We start from the raw sequence: 21906 nt of genomic DNA on the forward strand, positions 1-21906 counted from the left end.
TTTTTCGAAGAGGACGCGGTATGTGTTCATACAAGAATTTCAAGCACGTGGCGTTTGCCCTGGCGCTCAGCCTGTCGCAGGGCGTCACCCACGCGGCCGATTACGTCGATGTGCTGGACTTGCCGGCCAAGGTCAGTGCCTTGGCCATCAACAGCCCGTTGACCGGCATGGCCCGCGCCGGTGAGCGCGTGATCGCCGTTGGCCAGCGAGGCCATATCCTGATTTCTGATGATTCCGGCAAGCACTGGCAACAGGCCGCCGTGCCGGTCAGTGCCGACCTCACCGCCGTGAGTTTTCCTGGCGCCGCCCAAGGCTGGGCGGTAGGCAATGACGGCGTGGTGCTGCACAGCAACGATGCGGGCGCGACCTGGCATAAGCAACTCGACGGCCGCCAGATCGGCGCGTTGCTGATCAAGCATTACACGGCGCTGGCCAGCGCCGAACCGGGCAACGAACAATGGCCGCTGCTGGTCGCTGAAGGTCAGCGTCTGGTCGAGCAGGGTGCCGACAAACCGCTGCTCGGCGTCTGGTTCGCCAATGACAAAGTCGGCTATGTGGTCGGTGTGTTCAACCTGATCCTGCGCACCGAGGATGGCGGCCAGAGCTGGACGCCATTCCAGGATCGCACTGACAACCCGCAAGGCTTGCACCTCAACGCCATCGCCTCCACCGGCGACAGTCTGTACATCGCCGGCGAGCAAGGCCTGTTGCTCAAATGGGATGACCTCGCCCAACGCTTCGCCGCCGTGCCGACGCCTTATCAGGGCAGCTTTTTCGGTGTGGTCGGCAAGCCAGGCGAGGTGCTCGTCTACGGCTTGCGCGGCAACGTGCTGCGCAGTACCGACGGCGGCCAGAACTGGACCGCGCTGGACACCGGCCTGCACGTCAGCATCACCGCCGGCCTCATCGATGCCCGTGGCAACTATCGCCTGTTCACCCAGGGCGGGCAGGTGCTGGTCAGCCAGGGCACTGGCGCGCAATTGCATCTGGTCCGGCAACCGGCACGCACCCCGGTCGCCGGTGCCACTCAGTCCGCCGATGGCGCGTTGGTGGTAGCGGGCAGCCGTGGCGCCCAGACGCTGGCCGCCGATCCAGCCCTCGAATTCTAAGAGCGAGAACCCAGACATGGGCAATATCAAACAAGACGCCATGCCGGTGATCCGCGAGCTGCGCGACTTCGACCGCCGCTCCGGCAACCTGCTGGAACGGCTGGTGTTCAACTATCGGCCGCTGTTCATGCTACTGATGGCCCTGGCCACCGTGGTCCTGGGCTACATGGCCGCGACGCGCCTGGAGCTGCGGCCCAGCTTCGAAAAAATGATTCCGCAGAGCCAGCCGTACATCCAGAATTTTCTGGAGAACCGCCAGTCGCTGCGCGGTTTAGGCAACTCGGTGCGGGTGGTGGTCGAGAACACCAAGGGCGATATTTTCGACCCTGAATACCTGGACGTGCTCAAGCAGGTCAACGACCAGCTGTTCCTCACCGAAGGTGTCGACCGTGCGTGGATGAAGTCCTTGTGGAGCCCGGCGGTGCGCTGGACTGAAGTCACCGAGCAAGGCTTCCAGGGTGGCCCGGTGATGCCTGATACCTATGAGGGCAAACCCGAGCAAATCGAACAGCTGCGCCAGAACATTTCCCGCGCCGGTATCGTCGGCAGCCTGGTGGCCAGCGACTACAAGTCGAGCATGCTGATCGTACCGCTGCTGGACAAGTCCGCCGCTGGCGGCCAACGCATCAACTACCACGCCTTTTCGCAGATGCTCGAAGAGCAGTTGCGCGACAAGATCGAATTCGCCGGTGACAGCGCTGCGCGTAAATCCGGGGAAGAGGGTAAGGGCCAATACAAGGTTCGGGTGATCGGTTTTGCCAAGCTGATGGGCGACCTGATCGATGGCCTGATCCAGGTGATGATGTTCTTTGGCCTGGCCGTCATCACCTCGCTGATCATCATCTACGCCTATACCCGTTGTGTGCGCAGCACGCTGTTGGTGGTCGGCTGTTCGCTGATCGCAGTCGTTTGGCAACTGGGCATTGTCGCCTGGCTGGGTTACGCCATCGATCCGTACTCGGTGCTGGTGCCGTTCCTGATCTTCGCCATCGGCGTGTCCCACGCGGCGCAGAAGATGAACGGAATCATGCAGGACATCGCCCGTGGCACCCACAAACTGATCGCGGCGCGCTATACCTTCCGCAGACTGTTCATCGCTGGCGTCACCGCGCTGTTGGCCGATGCCGTGGGTTTTGCCGTGCTGATGCTGATCGATATCCCGGTGATCCAGGACCTGGCGATCACCGCCAGCATTGGCGTTGCGGTGCTGATCTTCACCTCGCTGTTGCTGATGCCGGTGGCGCTGTCCTACATCGGTGTCGGGCGCAAGGCGGCCGAGCGCGCGCTGAAAATCGACACCCGCGCCGAACACCACAAAGGCTTCGGCAAACTCTGGGACTTGCTCGATCGCTTCACCACACGCAAGTGGGCCACGGGCGCCGCGCTGGTCGCGGTGCTGATGGGCATCGGCGGCTTCATGGTCAGCCTGCAGTTGAAGATCGGTGACCTTGAAAGTGGGGCGCCGGAGTTGCGCGCCGACTCGCGCTACAACCGCGACAACGCCTACATCACCAGCCACTACGCGCTGTCCAGCGACCTGTTCGCGGTGATGATCAAGACCGCGCCGGAAGGCTGCCTGAACTACAAGACCCTGATCCTCGCCGACCGACTGGCCTGGGAACTGCAACAGTATCCAGGGGTGCAGGCGACCGCTTCGCTGGTCAACGCGGTACGCCAGATCACCGCCGGCACCTATGAGGGTAACCCCAAGCTCAACAGCATCCAGCGCAACCAGGACGTTTTGAACTACGCCGCGCAGCAAGCCTCCGTCAACTCGCCGGAGTTGTTCAACACCGACTGCTCGCTGATGCCGGTGATTGCCTTCCTCAAGGATCACAAGGCTGAAACGCTGGACGCCGTGGTGGCGATTGCCGACCGGTTCGCCAAGGAAAACAGCAGCGAGGATCGCCAGCTCCTGCTGGCGGCCGGCACCGCCGGAATCGAAGCAGCAACCAACATCGTGGTGCGCGAGGCCAACCGCACCATGCTGCTGTACGTTTATGCGGCGGTGACGCTGTTCTGCCTGATCACCTTCCGCAGTTGGCGGGCGACCCTGGTGGCGTTGCTGCCGCTGGTACTGACCTCGATCCTCTGCGAAGCGCTGATGGTGGCCATGGGCATTGGCGTAAAGGTCGCGACCTTGCCGGTGATCGCCCTGGGAGTCGGGATCGGCGTCGACTACGCCTTGTACCTGCTCAGCGTGCAATTGCACTTCCAGCGCCAGGGCCTGCCGCTGTCCCAGGCCTACCGCAACGCCGTGTCGTTCACCGGCCGGGTGGTCGGGCTGGTCGGTATCACCCTCGCCGCCGGCGTGGTGTGCTGGGTCTGGTCGCCGATCAAGTTCCAGGCCGACATGGGCATCCTGCTGACCTTCATGTTCCTGTGGAACATGCTCGGTGCGCTGATCCTGATTCCAGCCCTGTCGTACTTCCTGCTGCGTGAACGGGCACCGCAGCCCGGTTCTGTTGCGGCAGCCGAAATCATTGAATCCACTGAACGTCCCGGCATGACCCATGCCGTGACCACTTCCGAGTAAGCCAAGATGTCTGATTACAAAGCTCCCCTGCGCGACATGCGCTTCGTACTCAACGAGGTCTTTCAAGTGTCCCGGCTTTGGGCCAAATTGCCCGGCCTGTGCGACGTGATCGATGAAGAAACCGCCGCCGCGATCCTCGAAGAGGCCGGCAAGATCAGCGGCGAAGTCATCGCACCCTTGAACCGCGCCACCGACGAGCAGGGCTGTACCTGGAGCAATGGTTCGGTCACCGCGCCAGACGGTTTTGCCGAGGCCTATCAAGCCTTCGCCGAAGGCGGTTGGGTCGGTGTCGGCGGTGATCCGCAGTACGGCGGCATGGGCATGCCCAAGGCGATTTCGGCGCAGGTCGAAGAGATGGTCAACTCGGCCAGCCTGTCGTTCGGCCTGTACCCGATGCTGACCGCCGGCGCGTGCCTGTCGATCAAGGCCCACGCCAGTGAAGAGCTGAAGGCCGCTTACCTGCCGAACATGTACGCCGGCACATGGACCGGTTCGATGTGCCTGACAGAGGCCCATGCCGGCACCGACCTGGGCCTGATCCGCACCCGCGCCGAGCCCCAGGCCGACGGTAGCTACAAGGTCAGTGGCAGCAAGATTTTCATCACCGGCGGCGAGCACGACCTGACCGAGAACATCATCCATCTGGTACTGGCGCGACTGCCGGATGCACCGGCCGGCCCGAAAGGCATTTCGCTGTTCCTGGTGCCCAAGGTACTGGTCAATGCCGACGGTTCGCTGGGCGAGCGTAATTCGCTGTCCTGCGGTTCCATTGAACACAAGATGGGTATCAAGGCCTCCGCCACCTGTGTGATGAACTTCGACGGCGCCACCGGCTGGATCGTCGATGCTCCGAACAAGGGCCTGGCGGCGATGTTCACCATGATGAACTACGAACGTTTGGGTGTGGGTATCCAGGGCCTGGCGCAGGGCGAACGTTCCTACCAGAACGCACTGGCGTACGCCCGTGACCGTCTGCAAAGCCGTGCGCCAACCGGCGCGCAGCACCAGGAAAAGGCCGCTGACCCGATCATCGTCCATCCGGACGTGCGGCGCATGCTGTTGACCATGAAAGCCCTGAACGAAGGCGGCCGTGCGTTCTCCAGCTACGTCGCCCTGCAACTGGACATCGCCAAATACAGCGAAGACCCGACGGAGCGCACCCGCGCCCAGGAACTGGTGGCGTTGCTGACCCCGGTGGCCAAGGCGTTCCTCACCGACATGGGCCTGGAAACCACCCTGCACGGGCAGATGATTTTCGGCGGCCATGGCTACATCCGCGAGTGGGGCCAGGAGCAACTGGTGCGCGATGTGCGCATCACGCAGATCTACGAAGGCACCAACGGTATCCAGTCCCTGGACCTGGCCGGGCGCAAGATCGTCGGCAGCGGCGGGGCGCTCTACCGTCTGTTCGCTTCCGAGATCCGCAACTTCACCGCCAACGCCAGCACTGAACTTGGCGAGTTCACCCAACCGCTGAACGCCGCGGTGGACACCCTCGACGAGCTGACGGCGTGGTTGTTGGACCGGGCCCAGGGCAACCCGAATGAAATTGGCGCGGCCTCGGTCGAGTACCTGCAGGTGTTCGGCTACACCGCGTACGCCTACATGTGGGCGCGCATGGCCAAGGCCGTCATGAGCGGCGATGCCGAGGACGATTTCTACACCAGCAAACTGGCCACCGCGCGTTTCTACTTCGCCCGGTTGCTGCCGCGTATCCACTCGTTGAGCGCATCGGCCAAAGCCGGCAGCGAATGCCTCTACGAGCTGCAAGCCGACCAGTTCTGATCGAAAGGACAAGGAACCTTAATCATGATGGCGACAAAAATAATTCCACCCGCCGACGGCGCCTATGCCTATCCCTTGCTGATCAAGCAATTGCTGCTGTCCGGGGTGCGCTACGAACCGGGCCGGGAAATCGTCTACGCCGACAAACTGCGCTACAGCTACCAGACCCTCAACCAGCGCATCCGCCGCCTGGCCAATGCGCTGACCGCGGCCGGGGTCAAGGCCGGGGACACCGTGGCCCTGCTCGACTGGGACAGCCATCGCTACCTGGAATGCTTCTTTGCCGTGCCGATGATCGGCGCGGTGCTGCACACGGTGAACATTCGCCTGTCGCCGGAGCAGGTGTTGTTCACCATGAACCACGCCGAGGACGACCTAGTGCTGGTGCATGACGATTTCCTGCCACTGGTCGAGCAGATCCAGGGACGGCTGACCACGGTCAAAGGCTTTGTGCAGCTCACCGATGACCAGGCGACCAGCACTTCATTGCCAGTGCTGGGGGAGTACGAGCAGCTGCTGTCCCGGTCCGCGGACCAGTACGACTTTCCCGATTTCGACGAGAACTCGGTGGCGACGCTGTTCTACACCACCGGCACCACCGGCGACCCCAAAGGCGTGTATTTCACCCATCGTCAATTGGTCCTGCACACCTTGAATGCCGTGGGGACATTGGGCGTTTATCAGGGGACACCACTGCTGCGTTCCGACGACGTGTACATGCCGATCACGCCGATGTTCCATGTACATGCCTGGGGTGTGCCCTACGTCGCTACCCTGATGGGCATCAAGCAGGTGTACCCCGGCCGCTACGAACCCAACAGCCTGGTCCGGCTTTATCAGGAGGAGAAGGTGACCTTTTCCCACTGTGTGCCGACTATCCTGCAAATGATCCTCACCTGTGAGCAAGGCAAGTCCGCCCGATTCGACGGCTGGAAAATGCTCCTGGGCGGCAGCGCGCTGCCCTTGGGCCTTGCCAGCGAAGCCAGTGCCAAAGGCATGGTGGTGCATGCCGGCTACGGCATGTCGGAAACCTGCCCGCTGCTGTGCCTGACTTACCTGCGCGATGAAGACCTCAAGCAATCCACCCAGGCCCAACTGCCGACGCGCATCAAGACCGGCACCCCGGTGCCGATGGTCGACCTGAAAATCATCGATGCCAGTGGCAACGACGTTGCCCATGACGGCGAATCCCTGGGCGAGATCGTGGTGCGCGCGCCCTGGCTGACCCAAGGCTATTTGAAGGAGCCGCAAAAAGGCGCCGAGCTTTGGCAAGACGGCTGGCTGCACACCGGCGACATGGCTTCGATCGACCCGTTGGGCGGTGTGGAAATCAAGGATCGCATCAAGGACGTGATAAAGACGGGTGGGGAGTGGATCAGCTCCCTGGAACTGGAAAGCCTGATCAGCGAACACGAGGCGGTGCTGTCGGTCGCGGTGGTGGGCATTGCCGATGAACAATGGGGCGAACGGCCCATGGCCCTGGTGGTGTGCGAGCCGGGGCAATATCTGGACCGCAAGATCCTGGAGGCGCACCTGCAAGGGTTTGTCGAGCTCGGCCGCATCAATAAATGGGCGATCCCCAAGCAGTTCAAGTTCGTCGCCGAGATTCCCAAGACCAGCGTCGGCAAGATCAACAAGAAGCTGATTCGGGAACAGGAGCTTGCCTAGGTTTTTGCGATTGTCTTGAGGCCCGCACTGTAGGAGCCAGCGGTGCGGCGATCCGACTTGCCGGCGAAGGCGTCCTGGAAGCCAACCAATCTCTCGCGGATTCACTCGATCTACTGTAGGAGCGAGCCTGCTCGCGATGGAGGTCAACGATGACGCGGGGAGCCTGACACCCCGCGGTGCACTCTGGTTTTTCGTCGGAACACCGCCCGGAGCAAGCTCGCTCCTACAATCAGCGTGACGGTCACTCAGTACACATCCCGCAAGTAACGCTTGTGCTCACTCATCTGGCGCCAGTAGTCAGCGGCGCCTTGCGGGTCCAGTCCACCGTGGCGCTGGGCGACCTGGCGCAAGGCCTGGTCGACGTCCTTGGCCATGCAGCTGGCATCGCCACAGATGTACAACCGGGCGCCGTCCTGCAGCCAGCGCCAGAGTTCGGCGCCTTGTTCGCGAATGCGGTCCTGCACGTAGATTTTTTCGGCCTGGTCACGGGAAAACGCCAGGCTCAGTTGCGTCAGCAGGCCATCGTGCTGCATGCCTTGCAGTTCATCGCGGTAATAGAAATCGCTGGCGGCGTGCTGTTCACCGAAGAACAGCCAGTTCTTGCCTTGGTCGCCCCGCGCCCGGCGCTCCTGCAGGAAGGCGCGGAAGGGCGCTACCCCGGTGCCGGGGCCGATCATGATCATCGGCACATCACCATCGGTTGGCACACGAAAATGTTTTGACGGCTGGACGAAAACCGGTACCTCGGCGTCCTGCGCGCGGTCGGCGAGGAAGGTCGAGGACACGCCCTTGCGTTTGCCGTAGCGCACCGCGGCCACGGTGAGATGGACTTCCCGTGGATGCGCCTTGGCGCTCGAAGCGATTGAATACAGGCGCGGTTGCAGGCGTTTGAAGGTGCCCAGGAGCTCGCTCGCCGAGCAGTCCAGCGGATACTCCTGCAGCACGTCCGCCAGTTGCCGTCCCCACAACCAATCTTTCAACTGAGCCTTGTGCTCATTGGCCAGCAGCTGTTTCAAGCCGGGGTTGGCGCTGCGCTCGGCGATGAAAGCCAGGGTGTCGCTGTTGGGCCGGGCGATTTCAAAGTGTTCGGTCAGTGCCTGACGCAACGACACCTCGCCGCATTTATCGACGCTCACCGGCGCCTCGGCATTCAACCGGGTCAGGTCGAGCAACTCGTCGACCAGTTCGGGACAGTTGCGCGGATAGACGCCCAGCGCGTCGCCCGCTTCATAGCCCAGTCCCGAATCCGCCAGGTCCAGGGAAAACATGCGGGTTTCCTTGTGCGGGCTCTGGCGGTTCAGGTGAAGATTGGCCAGCAGCCGCGAAGCATGAGGCTTGGCCTTGCCGGGTGTCTCGACGGGGTTGGCGGCACTGCTGCCGTGCGCCGGGGCGGCGACCGCAGGCTCGGGCTTGAGGGTCTTCTGCAATTGCGCCAGCCAGGTATCGGCGCGCTCTTCGAATTCGGTGTCGCAATCGACCCGTTCCAGCAGGCGGGTGGCGCCCAGTTCGTGAAGGCGCTGATCGAGTTGCCTGCCGTGCTGGCAGAACTTGTCGTAGGCCGGGTCACCCAGGGCCAGCACGGCAAAGCGTAGCGATTCCAGACGTGTCTGGGTGGTGCTGAGGGTGTGCCAGAAACCTTCGCCATTGTCCGGCGGATCTCCATCGCCGAAGGTGCTGCTGATCAGGGCCAGATTCTGCGTGCTGGCCAACTTGCTGGCTGGAAAGTCGGCCATCGCGCTCAGCTCCACGGCGAAACCGCCGTCGCGCAGGCGCGCGGCAAGACGCTCGGCCAGGGTTTCGGCATTGCCGGTTTGCGACGCCCAGAGCAAGGTCACGGCGGGTGCGTTGTCTGCGGTGACGGGCGCCAAGGTTCCAGCCTGATTGCCGAGTTGAGCTACGCCCGCTTCGACCCGGCTGAACAAACCGCCCAGGAGCCCGTCCAGCCATAGGCGAGTTTCGGTGGTCAGGGGCGCGCTGGGTGGCAGCACCGGTACGCCAGCGGCCTGGCGACCGGCCGGGGATTGCAGGCCACTGAGAAAACCGGCGAGGTAGGTGCGTTCACTGTCGTTCAATTGCGGGGAGGGCAGGCCACGGATGCCCGCGAGATCAGCGAAGGTCTCGATGCTCGACATGGCGAGTTCCTCTGGTAAGGGGGATGAGTCGACGGTGGCAGGCGCCGGCGTTTGCAGGAACTGATGGTCGATCAGTTCGACACGTTGCAGGGCGACCGCACAGAATTTGAATTCAGGCTGCTGCGATATCGGGTCGACGGCATCGTTGGTCACGGCATTGATCGCCAGGTTCTCGCCAAACACATCGTTCCAGTGAAAAGGCGCAAAACAGTTGCCCTGGCGCACGCGGTCGCTCACCACCGCCGGCAGCACGGCCCGACCTCGCACTGAACGCACCTCGACCGGGTCCTTGTCCTTGATGCCCAAGTGGCTTGCATCCTCGGGATGGATCTCGACGAAGGGGCCCGGATTGAGCTTGTTCAGGGTTGCCACCTTGCCGGTCTTGGTCAGGGTGTGCCACTGGTGCTGCAAGCGCCCGGTGTTGAGCACGAAGGGAAAGGCTTCATCCGGCATTTCGGCCGGTGCCATGTGCGGCCGGGCGAGGAAGATGCCTTTGCCACGCTCGGTGGCAAAGACGATCGCCGGCTGGCTGCCATCGGCTTCGATCCTGAGCGTCTGGCTCAGGCCATTGTTGAGGTAGCGAATCGGATTGCGATCCGGCGCGGCATCGGAGGCGCAGGGCCATTGCAAGGGTTTGTCGCGCAGACGCGGGTAGCTGGCGCCGCGAATGTCATAGCCGGTCTTGGGGTTCCAGGCGCGCTTGATCTCTTCGAATACCTCCTCGGCAGCGCTGTAGGTAAACGCCGCGGCGAATCCCATCTCGCAGGCCACCCGCGCGATGATCTGCCAGTCGGGCAGCGTCTCGCCCGGGGGCTCCACGGCTTTTTGCATCAACGTCAGGTTGCGCTCGGAGTTGATCATCACGCCCTCGGCCTCGGCCCAGAGCGCGCCGGGCAGCAGGATGTCGGCGTAACGGTTGGTCTCGGTGTCGAGGTAGGCGTCCTGGGTGATGACCAGTTCGGCCGCCTGCAGGCCGTGAATCACTTTCTGGCGGTTGGGGCCCGACGCCACCGGGTTGGTGCAGATGATCCAGCAGGCCTTGATCCTTCCTGCGCTCATGTCTTCGAACATGGCCACGGTGCCGCCACCGACGTTGCGCGGCAGGCTGTCGCGCGGGATGCTCCACAAGTCCTCGATGAACGTGCGGTCCGCCTCCACCAGCACCGAACGCTGGCCGGGCAGGCCTGGCCCCATGTATCCCATCTCGCGCCCGCCCATGGCGTTCGGTTGCCCGGTCAGGGAAAACGGCCCGCTGCCCGGCCGGCAGATCGCCCCGGTGGCCAGGTGCAGGTTGCACAGGGCGTTGGTGTTCCAGGTGCCGTGGGTGCTTTGGTTCAGCCCCATGGTCCAGCAGCTCATCCACTGCGCGGCCTCGCCGATCCATTGCGCTGCCTGGCGAATGTCCGCCTCGGCCAGGCCGGTGATGTGCGCGACAGTGGCTGGCGGATAGTCCTCGAGGAATTCGGGCATGGCGTCCCAGCCTTCGGTGAAGGCCGCGATGAAGGCACGGTCGGTGTGGCCGTTTTTCACCAGCAGGTGCAGCAAGCCATTGAGCAATGCCAGGTCGGTCCCAGGCAGGATCGGCAGGAACAGGTCGGCTTTGTCCGCGGTGGCGCTGCGCCGTGGGTCGACCACGATCAGCTTCGCCCCGGCCTTGACCCGGTCCATCATGCGCAGGAACAGGATCGGGTGACAGTCGGCCATGTTGGCGCCGATGACGAAAAACAGTTCCGAATGGTCGAAGTCCTGATACGAACCCGGGGGGCCGTCAGAACCGAGGGAGAGCTTGTAGCCGCTGCCGGCGCTGGCCATGCACAGGCGGGAATTGGACTCTATGTTGTGGGTCCCGACAAAACCCTTGGCCAGTTTGTTGATCAGGTATTGGGCTTCCAGCGACATTTGCCCGGACACGTAGAACGACAACGCATCGGGGCCGTGGCGATCGAGGGTGTCGCGCAGCCGGTTGGCCGTCTCGCTGATGGCCTTGTCCATGGCGATGCGCACCGGATCGCGGCGGCGTTCCTGGCGCAGGTAGGCATGTTCCATCCTGCCCGATTCGGCGATGGCGTGGCCGCAGGTCGTGCCTTTGGTGCAGAGTCTGCCGGCGTTGGTCGGGTGGGCCTTGTCGCCGCTGACCTTGACGACCCGGTTGTTTTCGACCTGCATGACGATGCCGCAGCCCACACCACAATAGGGACATACGCTGCGTACGGTTTTGCTTGCCATCCTCGCCCCTCGAATCTCTTGCCGGCCGTTGCCGATACCGGAAACAAAAAAAGCGCCATGCGACCCACCGTCAGAAAAAACGGGGGGACACACGGCGCCTTTGTCGTATGCATGCAATCAGCGTTGACTGCAGGGTTGAGGTGTTCCTAGCAAGTCACGCGCCAGAAATGCCCTTCAGGTCGTGATCAAAGCCAATGCTTAGGCGGGCGGGGCTGCGCGGGCACGGCTTTGCCGGGTGAAAGCCGCGGTCTTGTGCAGCTCTCCGGCGAGGGGAATGCAGGTGGAAGATCGTCGACCGACGGTGCAAGTGAACGGTGCCTGCACTTTTATAAAGCGCCATGTGCACCCGGGTGCACCAGTCGGTGGCGGTGCCGGGACTGGCGCCTGTAGCGCGCCAGTCCCGCCCGCACTATCACTTGCCCAGTGCTGGGGTACGCGGTGGGATCAAGCGCTTCGAACCTGTGGCCTCGAACGCCGACGCCAGGCGCAGCAGGGTCGAGTCGTCATAGGCGCGACCGGCAAAGGTCAGTCCCACGGGCATGCCGATGTCCGGCATGACACCCATCGGCACGGTGACCGTCGGCACACCCAGATGGCGTATCGCGAGGTTGCCGTTGGCCACCCAGACACCGTTGCTCCAGGCGATGTCCGCCGCTGCCGGATCGACGTCGGCATTGGCCGGGCCGACGTCGGCGACCGTCGGGAAGATCACCGCATCGAGGCCCAGTCGATCCATCCACTGCTCAAGATCGATCCGGCGGGTCTGTTCAAGGCCGCGCAGGCCGTCAGGCACCGTCGGGATCTGGTCCCACGGGGTGATGCCGCGCTCGGCCATGCGCACGTACTCGTCCATGCCGGCGGCAAGGTCGCCCTCGCGGTTGGGCAGGGTGCCCGGGTCGTGGGGGAAAATCAGTGGCCCGTCGACATCGACCAGGCGGTTCAATTGCGGATCGCCGTTGGCCTGCAGGAAATCATCGAACGCCCAGGCCGTCAGGTCCCACAACTCGTGATGCAGGAACTCCTTGGACACGATCCCGCGATTGAACACGGTCGGCGCTCCGGGGCGATCGCCCTCGCAGTTGGAGACAAGCGGGAAATCCACCTCGATGACCTCGGCGCCGGCGGCTTGCAACGCCTGGCGTGCCTGGTCCCAGAGCCCGATCACCGAAGGCCGGGTGTGGATGCGCTGCCCCGTCGGGCCGCCGATGCCAGGGGCCTCGCTGGTGCCGGCTTCGGGATCGGCGTTGATGTACATGCGCGGTACGCCCAAGCGCTTGCCGGCCAATGCCGCGGCGTTGACCGCCAGGTCCTGGTAAGAAGCAGGGCGCACCGAAGCGACAGCTGGAATCGGCACCCAGGGTTGCATGCGCCACAGGTCGCCGCGGGTGTCGGGGTCATCGGCGACCACCACGTCGAGCACCTCGAGCAGGTCCGCCATGGTTCGGGCAAACGGCACGACGACGTCCATGGTCGGCGTCAACGGCCAGTTGCCGCGCACCGAGATCACCCCGCGCGAAGGCGTGTAGGCACACAAGCCATTGTTGGAGGCCGGGCCGCGACCGCTCGACCAGGTTTCTTCAGCCAGGCCGAAGGCGGCAAAACTGGCGGCGGTGGCCGTCCCGGCGCCGTTCGAAGAGCCCGAGGCGAAGGGGGCGGTGAGGTAGTCGGCGTTGTACGGGCTTTCTGCGCGGCCGTATACGCCACGCTGCATGCCGCCGTTGGCCATTGGCGGCATATTGGTCTTGCCCAGGCAGATGGCGCCGGCGGCGCGCAGCCGTTCGATGGTGAATGCATCGCGATAGGCAACCAGGTCCTTGAAGGCCGGACTGCCGGAGGCGGCGGTGAGCCCCTTGACCAGATAACTGTCCTTGGCCGTATAGGGGATGCCATCGAGCGGGCCCAGTGCCTGGCCCTTGGCTCGACGGGCATCGCTGGCTTGTGCCTCTTTCAACGCATCGGGGTTGCGCACCACCACCGCGTTGAGCGCGGTAGGCGTCTGGGGCGTGTCGTAGGCATCGATCCTGGCCAGATAGGCCTGGACCAGCGCAACGGCGGTGGTCTGGCCGGATTCGAGCGCAGCGCGCAGTTGGGCAATGGAAACTTCGGTGACTTCGATCATGCGGTGACTGCCGGCTATTGATGGGGGATGCGTTGAGTGATGCATCCTGGTACGCCCGTCATGTTAGCACCGCGATCGCCGAAGTCAGCTTTCGACTTGAACAAGCAGGCGCTGGTTCACCGGACTGAAGGCTGTGCGCAAACGGTCGATGACCTGGTCGATCGATGGTCCTTCAATGGCCGGTGGTTGCGGGCTCTCGCCGAATTCACGCCAGATGAACAGGGTCAGTTCCGCGCCATCGGTCAGCGTGTGCGCGGTGTCGCTTGCGCCGAAGTTTTCCAGCAGCCTGTAGCGCTCATCCTGCCAGAAAAGGTCCTCGACCCACGGATACACCGGTATGTAATGGAAATGGATGGGGAAGCGCGGATCATGGCCGAATCGGCTGATGTACAGCCACTTGGGCTTCAACTCCGACTGCAGGGTTTTCTGGATCCTGGCGAGCAGCACGCCCATCTCGGCCAGGGCCTGCTCGGGGAGGTCGGACAGTGAATTGGCATTGTGCCGGGTTCCCAGGACCAGGTAGCCGGGGAGCGCCGAAGACATATGGTGGTTGAGGATCCAGTGGGCGGTTTCATGAATGATGAAACGGGGTGCGATGTCCATGGGTCAATGTCCGTTGGCGGAGCTGCCGAAAGGGGCGAGTGGGTTGGCCACGACAGATTCTAAAACCAGCATTGCACGGTGCGATACGCTTTTTGCGCTGGCAAGCCCTGCCACCGATCATGGCAAAGGCTTTCAAAGGTTCAGGTCAATCACATGGGCGGCGTTGAATTGAGCATTTTCATTGACCCCATCCTTGGCATAGCCCCGGGCGTTGCAAATGACCCGGGTCTTGCCGATACGGTAATCGAAGCTGCCATGGGTATGGCCATGCAGCCAAAGCGCGGGCTGCCACTCCTTGATCCGCTCTTGGAGGTCTGAAACGAAACTCGAGTTGATCGGCGAATCGGCGAACGTCGGGCTGATGCTCAGTCGTGTCGGTGCGAAATGGGAAATAACCACCGTGGGGATGCTGCAGTCGGCGGCAAAACAGTCGTCCAGCCAGGCGACCGTCTGCATGAAAATCAGCTGGGAAATGGCCGGCGTGAACAGGTCTGGAAAATCAGGCGAAACCTTGATGCGGCTGAAGTCGCGGATCAGCCTGGTGGCCAGGTCGATACCCTGCGCCCGATCTTCTGCTCGATCAAAGAGGCGATAATCGGACCACAGGGTACAGCCCAGGAACCTCACGCCGTCGTGAACGTGCGCCGTGCGTTCCAGTACGTGAATCGATGTGCCTTGCGTCAACCTGCGCAACTGCTCATAGGTAGAGATCAGGTCACCGCCATAAAACTCGTGATTGCCGGCCACGTACAGCACCGGTGTCGGGCATGCCCTGGCCCACTCGATGGCGGCGGCCGGTCGGGAAATGTCGCCGGCCAGGACCAGGATATCGGCCTCCACAGCCGGGAAAGGCAGGGCATTGACGGACAAGTGGACATCGGAAAGCAAGGCGATGCGCATGGAACGGTTCCTGGCAGTCATGAATGTTGGTGGCTACTTACTTGAGGGGATGACGCACCAGAATGGATTCGTCGATCTGGTCGATCGAGGTGACCCCCGTAAGGGTCATGGCCACGCGCATTTCTTTGGCGAAAATATCCAGCATGTTTTCCACCCCGCGTTGACCATCGGCCGCCAGTGCATAGGCCATGGAGCGTCCCAGGAGTACCCCTTTTGCTCCCAGTGCCAACATGCGCACCACGTCCAGCCCCGAGCGGATCCCCGAGTCGACCAGCACCTTTAGGTCATTGCCGACCGCTTGCATGATGGGCGGCAAGGCATGGGCCGTGGAGAGCACACCGTCCAGCTGCCGGCCGCCGTGGTTGGAGACGACAATACCGTCAGCGCCAAAACTGACCGCATCCCTGGCGTCCTCGGGATCGAGAATACCTTTGATGATCATCGGGCCCTTCCAGAAATCGCGAATCCACTCCAGGTCGCTCCAGCTGATCGACGGGTCGAAGTTGTTGGCCAGCCAGCCGATGTAATCTTCGAGCGTAACGGCCTTGCCGAGATACTTCGATACATTGCCCAGATCATGTGGGCGGCCCAGGAGGCCGACGTTGAAGGCCCAGTCGGGTCTGGTGATGGCCTGCAACATTCGCCGCGACGATGCATAGGGACCGGACATGCCCGAATGGGCATCGCGATAGCGGGCGCCGGGCGTGGGCATATCGACAGTGAACACCAGGTTCTGCACACCGGCAGCCTTGGCTCGTTCCAGGGCGTTTCTCATGAAGCCCCGGTCTTTGAGCACGTACAGCTGAAACCAGATGGGTTGTCGAGTTTTGGCGCGGACTTCTTCGATCGAGCACACCGACACGGTGGACAGACACAGTGGAATGCCTTTGTTTTCGGCGGCTTTCACCGCCTGCACCTCACCCCGGCGGGCGAACATGCCTGTCAGTCCTACCGGCGCCAATACGATGGGCATCGACAGTTTTTGATCGAATAGTGTGGTTTCAAGACTCAACGCTTCGACGTTCTTGAGGATGCGCTGTCGCAGGCTGACGTCCGCCAGATCGGCGCTGTTGGCCCTCAGCGTATGCTCGGCATAGGCTCCGCCATCGATGTAGTCGAACAAAAAACGCGGAAGCTTGCGACGCGCTGCCTCGCGATAGTCGGATGCGGATGAAATGATCATATTGCCGATGCCTTGAGCTATGAGGGACGGTGACGTCTGTCGAGCGTGAAGGCAGATTAGCCCATGCAAACGCAACCCTGTTGAAAAGCCGTTCAAACGTTTTGTGGTTGCAACATGGACGAAACATTGCGCGCCTATGATCCGCCTCAACCAAAACTCAGGGAACGACCCATGAATCGGCCATCAAGAAGCATGCGCAAACTGCTCGACTCCGTCGCCGCCAACAATGAGGGCGCGGCGCTGGATGTGATGCGCGCCGCTGAACAGCTTAAGGACGAAGTGCTGCGCCAACGCTTGCTCAACCTGATTCATCGGCTCAACCAGGACGCCATTGACTTGCGGATCGCCCGTGACGAGATCCAGGGTGGCAGCATCAAGCTCGCGTGACTGACGCCCGTCGACGTGCTGATAAGGGCGCCAGGGAGCAGCCGATCCAGGCCCTGTCACTGGTTTTTCGCGCTGGCCAGGTAGTAGGCAACCAGAGCGTTGGCGTGGCCATGACCCAAGCCGTGCTCGGACTTGAGCCAGGCGACCATTTCCATGTGCTTCCTGCTGCTGACGGTCTTGAGCAGATCAAGCCAGTGGGTGACCGGGTGCCCGTACTTTTTTTCGATTGAAGGGAAGTACGAGGCGGGTCCTTTTGTTTGTGTATTTTCAGTCACGTTGCAAACTCCTTTTTTGCCGGGTTTTCAGGGGATGTCTTGAGTGCTCTGGAGAGTCGGGTAATGCCCCAAACGCAGCACCGGTAACGTTACTTTTTAGCCTGCACTGAAGCTGCCGTCCACTTCTGGCGCCCTCGCTGGCAAGTCGGATCGCCGCACCGCTGGCTCCTACAGGGTATGTGCCGCCTCCAATCCCTCACGCCTTCCCCTGCATCTCGATCAAACTCTGTGTTGATTCACCTGTCCCTGGAAACAGCGAGCCGAAGCATTGGCTTCGGCTCGCGTTTAACTATTAACGTTAACTTGATTACGCAACCACTTGATAACACGGTACATAAGCCGCACCACCCGGCAGTTTCATCCGGTGCTGGGCGACGAAGGCCTTGAGCAGTTGATCCAGCGGCTGCATGACGGCCGCATCGCCACGGATCTGGTACGGGCCGTGTTTTTCGATCAGGCGGATGCCCTTGTCCTTGACGTTGCCGGCGACGATGCCGGAGAACGCACGGCGCAGGTTGGCGGCCAGTTCGTGGGCCGGGAGGTCGCGGCTCAGCTTGAGGTTGGCCATGTTTTCGTGGGTTGGGTCGAACGGGCGTTGGAAGCCTTCGTCGATCTTCAGTAGCCAATTGAAATGGAACGCGTCGTTGCGTTCGCGACGGAACTGTTTGACCGCCTTGAGGCCCTGGGTCATCTGTCGGGCGACTTCAGCCGGATCGTCGATGATGATCTCGTAGTGCTTCTTGGCGGCCTCGCCCAGGGTGGCGCCGACGAATGCGTCAAGCTGTTCGAGGTAGGGGGCGGCATGTTTCGGCCCGGTGAGGATGACCGGGAAGGGCAGGCCTTGGTTGTCCGGATGCATCAGGATGCCGAGCAGGTACAGGAACTCTTCGGCGGTACCGGCACCGCCGGGGAAGATGATGATGCCGTGGCCGACGCGGACGAAGGCTTCCAGGCGCTTCTCGATGTCCGGCAGGATCACCAGTTCGTTGACGATCGGGTTCGGCGCTTCGGCGGCGATGATCCCGGGTTCGGTCAAGCCAAGGTAACGCCCGCCGTGGATACGCTGTTTGGCATGGGCGATGGTGGCGCCTTTCATCGGGCCTTTCATCACGCCGGGGCCGCAACCGGTGCACACGTCCAGGCTGCGCAGGCCCAGTTCGTGGCCGACTTTCTTGGTGTATTTGTATTCTTCGGTATTGATCGAGTGACCGCCCCAGCACACTACGATCTTCGGTTCGACGCCGGGGCGCAGCGTGCGGGCGTTGCGCAGCAGGTGGAAAACATAGTCGCTGATACCCTGGGAGGTGCTCAGGTCGATGCGTTGGCTGTCGAGTTCGTTTTCGGTGTAGACGATGTCGCGCAGGGCGCTGAACAGCATTTCACGGGTGCTGGCAATCATTTCGCCGTCGACGAACGCGTCGGCCGGGGCGTTCAGCAGTTCCAGGCGTACGCCGCGGTCTTGCTGGTGAATGCGGATTTCGAAGTCCTTGTAGGCTTCGAGGATGGTCTTGGCGTTATCGACGTGGGCGCCGGTGTTGAGGATGGCCAGGGCGCATTGGCGGAAGATGTCGTAGGTGCTGCCGGATCCGGCTTCGCTCAGTTGCTGGACTTCCCGTTGAGAGAGTGTTTCCAGGCTGCCTTTGGGGCTGACCGAAGCATTGATTACTTGTCGTTGGGTCATTCAATGATCCTTAAAACGATGTCATCCGCGCGCAGAAACAACGAATGGCATCCGAATAGAGAGTATCCATGAAAGAAGATGGCACGAACTGCGCGGTCTCGCCATGTCCTCCTTTTGATGATGTATAGATGAAAAGGAGCCCCAGCATAGCTAAATCCGTCGCAGAGGCGATAATGGCCCGCGGTCTTTTTGCACTGCGACCCTTTTTACCATTGAAGCCAAGGAATCCCGACGTCATGTTCGAAATCCAGCCGATGAACGCCGACGACTATCGGCAACGGACGCGGCGCAGCACGGTGATGATCGCGCTGATCTTCCTCGCGCTGGCGATGGCCCTGTCCACCGCGGCGGTGACGGTGTTCGGCGAGCCCGGAGGGGACAATCTACGCTTCAACATCGGCGGGGTGTTTGCCGCGGTATTGGTCATGGCCGCGTTGATGCGCAAGCTGTTCTGGCGCCAGGAGTGGATGGCGCCGGCGGTCTACAGCTGGCAGCTCAAGCGCAGCCTGATGAGCATCACCAACGTCATGCACCACCTCAAGGCTGCTGTGGCGGCGGGGGATCCGAACGCCATGAAGCTTTTGCGCTTCTATCACCTGGGATTGAGTCAGATGCATCAACTGGACGGTAACTCCAGCGATGATGCGCAGTTGCACCGGGAGATGCAGCAGCACCAGGCACGGATGGAAGCGTTGGGCATTGATACCCGGCAGACGCGACTGGCCCCGGCCTGGCTGGACGCGCTGAAGCGGGCTGCGCGATAGACCTATGGAGCAGCAAGCAAAGGCCTTTTCATTCGATTCAAGGAGCGAACGTCATGGGGCATCCGTCTATTAACGAGCGTATCGAAAAAAACCGGCCGGGCCTCGCAAGGCTCAAGACTCGCTCGGCCGTGACGCTGATGATTGCCGTATGCCTGTCGATGGCGGTGATCGTGATCTGGGAAACCTGGAGCTCACGCCAGTACCATCTGCATGACAAGGAAGTGGCGATGTCCAACCTTGCGCAGACCCTGGCCTCGCAAGCACAGGCGGCGATCAAGCAAGCCGACACGCTGCTGTTCACCCTGGTCGATCGTCTGGAGAACGACGGTATCGACCAGGGTCGGCTCAATCGCCTGCAACGCTTGCTCAGCGCCCAGCGCAGTGAGTTAAGCCAGGTCCATGGGCTGTTCGTCTATGACCAAACCGGTAAATGGATCGCCAACTCCAACGGCGCCGAGGTGGGGGTAGCGAACAATTCCGACCGCGAGTATTTCATCTATCATCGCGATCATACCGACCGCGGACCGCACATCGGCTCTTCGATCAGGAGCCGCTCCAGCGGCGAATGGATCATGACGGTGTCGCGCCGCATCAATCATCCGGACGGCAGTTTCGCCGGCGTGGCGCTGGCCACGATCTATCTCAGCCATTTCCTGCAGCTTTACGATGGCATCGACATGGGCAACAACGGTGTGATCAACCTGATCGCCGACGATGCCAGGATCATCGTGCGCCGGCCGTTTCACGAGGCGGACATCGGCACCAGCCTGGCCAAGAGTCCGTTGTTCACCCGGCTCCTGCCACAGGGCAGTTCGGGGACGGCTACCGTCAGGTCCATCATGGATGGCGTGGAGCGGGTCGTGGGCTTTCGCCGGGTCGAGGGTTATCCGCTGATCGTCTTTGCCGCGCTCAACAAGGACGAGGTGCTGGCTGGCTGGCGCCAGGAGTCCTTGCTCAGTGCGGGCATCGTCGCGCTGCTGCTCGGGGTACTGGGGCTGCTCGGCTATCGCCTGATCAGGTTGATGAAGAAGCAGGATCGCATCCAGGGCGAGTTGCTCGGCACTCAGGAGAGGCTACTCGAACTCAATCGCAACCTTGAGTTGCTGGCGTTGGAAGACGCGCTCACGGGCCTGGCCAACCGACGCCAGTTCGATCTGTTCATCCAGGCGGAAATGGGCCGCGCCCGGCACAATGTGACGGGTCTGGCGCTGCTGATGATCGATGTCGATCACTTCAAGCCGTTCAACGATCGCTACGGCCACCTGGCCGGTGATGAGTGCCTGCGCAAGATCGCTGCGCTCATTACCGAGCACATCAGGCGCCCTGGCGATCTGGCTGCCCGCTTTGGTGGCGAGGAGTTTGCCGTGGTACTGCCGGGGACTGACTACGTCGGGGCATTTCTGCTGGCGGAGAAAATTCGTCATGCGGTCCAGGCAGCCGGCTTGCTGCACAGTGAAAGTCCTGATGGCAAGGTGACGGTCAGCGTGGGTGTTTGCGGTTACGATCCGGCGTCACAAGCCCAGACCAGCGAGCTGATCGGGGCAGCCGACAAGGCGCTGTACGTGGCCAAGGCCAGCGGGCGCAACATGAGCGTGATTGCCAACTGAGGCTCAGGCAAACCGGTCGCTGCCTTGTACCAGTCGGGTGCAAAGGTACGACTGCTTGAGCTTTTCCAGCCACCAGCCCAATGCCCGTCCGTCGTGATCGCCGCGCCAGCCGGCATACAGAATGTTCGGCTCGCGCGGGTCGGCCATCTGCTTTTCAACCAGCGAGCCATTGTTCAACAACGAGCCGACCCGATGCCTGGGCAGCCAGCCCACGCCGAGGCCGTCGCACTGGGCGAGAATTTTCGCGCGCATGGTCGGCACTGCCAGCACCGATTGGCCACCCGAGACACCGTAAGTACTGCCTTCGCTGGCCCGGGACGAGTCCGCCACGACGATCGCCCGGTGCTGCGCCACCATGACGCGGGTAATCGGTTCGCTGGCCTTGGCCAACGCGTGCCTGGGCGAGACGGCGAATACCCACTCCATTTCCCCCAGTTGCATCCAGCGCAGGGACGCGATGGCCGGAGGCTCGTTGGTGGCGCCGATGATCAGGTCCGCGCGGCCTTCACGCAGAGCCTCCCAGACGCCCCGGAGCACCTCCTGGGTGATACGCAGCGGTACGCCGGAGCCCAGCGCATCGAACTCGTGGATCACCGGGAGCAGGGTTTCGAACTCCAGCAGTTCATCGGTGACGATCCACAGTCGACTCTCCCAGCCGTTGGCCACTTGTTGCACCCGTTGGGTCAGGCGCGAGACATCCTGCATCAGTCGCGCCGCTTCGTTGACCAGCAATTCACCGGCCGGGGTGAGTTGCAGGCGATAGCGCCGGCGATCGAACAGCAAGGCATCGAAGCGTTCTTCCAGTTGCCGCGCGGCGTAGGACACCGTAGACGGCGCCTTGCCGAGGTAGGCCGCGGCCCGCGACAGGCTGCCGGTCTCGCGGATCGCTTGCAGCAGTGTCAGGTCTTCAGTCGACAGCATGGGCCGAACC

At 62.3% G+C, this 21906-nt stretch carries 15 protein-coding genes; 7 read left to right on the forward strand and 8 right to left on the reverse strand.

Features of this window, described 5'->3' with window-relative positions; genetic code table 11:
• The first annotated feature begins 20 nt into the window (after positions 1 to 20).
• The 4 genes from ACA058_RS12055 to ACA058_RS12070 are packed head-to-tail and all read left to right on the forward strand — an operon-like array spanning position 21 to position 7098.
• Positions 21 to 1109 (forward strand): WD40/YVTN/BNR-like repeat-containing protein, encoded by a 1089-nt coding sequence (locus tag ACA058_RS12055; protein ID WP_497639274.1) that lies wholly within the window; start codon positions 21 to 23, stop codon positions 1107 to 1109.
• Positions 1110 to 1125: 16 nt separating this feature from the next.
• Complete coding sequence (locus ACA058_RS12060; protein ID WP_497639275.1) at positions 1126 to 3645, forward strand: efflux RND transporter permease subunit; 2520 nt, start codon at positions 1126 to 1128, stop codon at positions 3643 to 3645.
• Between the two features lie 6 nt (positions 3646 to 3651).
• Positions 3652 to 5430 (forward strand): acyl-CoA dehydrogenase C-terminal domain-containing protein, encoded by a 1779-nt coding sequence (locus ACA058_RS12065; RefSeq protein WP_497639276.1) that lies wholly within the window; start codon positions 3652 to 3654, stop codon positions 5428 to 5430.
• Between the two features lie 24 nt (positions 5431 to 5454).
• Entirely contained in the window at positions 5455 to 7098 is a 1644-nt protein-coding gene (locus tag ACA058_RS12070; RefSeq protein WP_497639277.1) for a fatty acid--CoA ligase, read from the forward strand.
• 245 nt (positions 7099 to 7343) lie between these two features.
• Here the strand turns inward: ACA058_RS12070 and ACA058_RS12075 are convergent, their stop codons facing one another.
• The 5 genes from ACA058_RS12075 to lldD form a co-directional block, all read right to left on the reverse strand.
• Complete coding sequence (locus tag ACA058_RS12075; RefSeq protein WP_497639278.1) at positions 7344 to 11456, reverse strand: bifunctional nitrate reductase/sulfite reductase flavoprotein subunit alpha; 4113 nt, start codon at positions 11454 to 11456, stop codon at positions 7344 to 7346.
• A 412-nt stretch (positions 11457 to 11868) separates the two neighbouring features.
• Positions 11869 to 13575: an amidase gene (locus ACA058_RS12080; RefSeq protein ID WP_497639279.1), complete on the reverse strand. Its 1707-nt coding sequence runs from the start codon at positions 13573 to 13575 to the stop codon at positions 11869 to 11871.
• A gap of 84 nt (positions 13576 to 13659) precedes the next feature.
• Positions 13660 to 14178 (reverse strand): HIT family protein, encoded by a 519-nt coding sequence (locus ACA058_RS12085; protein ID WP_497639280.1) that lies wholly within the window; start codon positions 14176 to 14178, stop codon positions 13660 to 13662.
• Positions 14179 to 14310: 132 nt separating this feature from the next.
• Positions 14311 to 15078: a metallophosphoesterase gene (locus tag ACA058_RS12090; RefSeq protein WP_497639281.1), complete on the reverse strand. Its 768-nt coding sequence runs from the start codon at positions 15076 to 15078 to the stop codon at positions 14311 to 14313.
• A 37-nt stretch (positions 15079 to 15115) separates the two neighbouring features.
• Positions 15116 to 16261 carry an FMN-dependent L-lactate dehydrogenase LldD gene (gene lldD, locus ACA058_RS12095; RefSeq protein ID WP_497639282.1) on the reverse strand — a complete coding sequence of 382 codons (1146 nt, stop codon included), beginning with the start codon at positions 16259 to 16261 and terminating at the stop codon, positions 15116 to 15118.
• Positions 16262 to 16432: 171 nt separating this feature from the next.
• Here lldD and ACA058_RS12100 point away from each other — a divergent pair, with 171 nt between their 5' ends.
• Positions 16433 to 16648 carry a hypothetical protein gene (locus ACA058_RS12100; RefSeq protein WP_497639283.1) on the forward strand — a complete coding sequence of 72 codons (216 nt, stop codon included), beginning with the start codon at positions 16433 to 16435 and terminating at the stop codon, positions 16646 to 16648.
• A 56-nt stretch (positions 16649 to 16704) separates the two neighbouring features.
• Here the strand turns inward: ACA058_RS12100 and ACA058_RS12105 are convergent, their stop codons facing one another.
• Positions 16705 to 16923, reverse strand: a complete 219-nt coding sequence (locus ACA058_RS12105; RefSeq protein ID WP_497639284.1) for a DUF4287 domain-containing protein — start codon at positions 16921 to 16923, stop codon at positions 16705 to 16707.
• Positions 16924 to 17230: 307 nt separating this feature from the next.
• Positions 17231 to 18604 carry a nucleotide 5'-monophosphate nucleosidase PpnN gene (gene ppnN / locus ACA058_RS12110; RefSeq protein ID WP_497639285.1) on the reverse strand — a complete coding sequence of 458 codons (1374 nt, stop codon included), beginning with the start codon at positions 18602 to 18604 and terminating at the stop codon, positions 17231 to 17233.
• Between the two features lie 236 nt (positions 18605 to 18840).
• Here ppnN and ACA058_RS12115 point away from each other — a divergent pair, with 236 nt between their 5' ends.
• Both ACA058_RS12115 and ACA058_RS12120 read left to right on the forward strand, forming a co-directional pair.
• Complete coding sequence (locus tag ACA058_RS12115; RefSeq protein ID WP_497639286.1) at positions 18841 to 19368, forward strand: DUF3087 family protein; 528 nt, start codon at positions 18841 to 18843, stop codon at positions 19366 to 19368.
• Between the two features lie 53 nt (positions 19369 to 19421).
• A complete protein-coding gene (locus tag ACA058_RS12120; protein WP_497639287.1) occupies positions 19422 to 20975 on the forward strand; it encodes a sensor domain-containing diguanylate cyclase in 1554 nt (517 codons plus the stop codon).
• A gap of 3 nt (positions 20976 to 20978) precedes the next feature.
• Here the strand turns inward: ACA058_RS12120 and ACA058_RS12125 are convergent, their stop codons facing one another.
• Positions 20979 to 21896 carry a LysR family transcriptional regulator gene (locus ACA058_RS12125; protein WP_497639288.1) on the reverse strand — a complete coding sequence of 306 codons (918 nt, stop codon included), beginning with the start codon at positions 21894 to 21896 and terminating at the stop codon, positions 20979 to 20981.
• Between the last annotated feature and the right edge of the window lie 10 nt (positions 21897 to 21906).

Source organism: Pseudomonas sp. LBUM1649 (assembly GCF_059716155.1).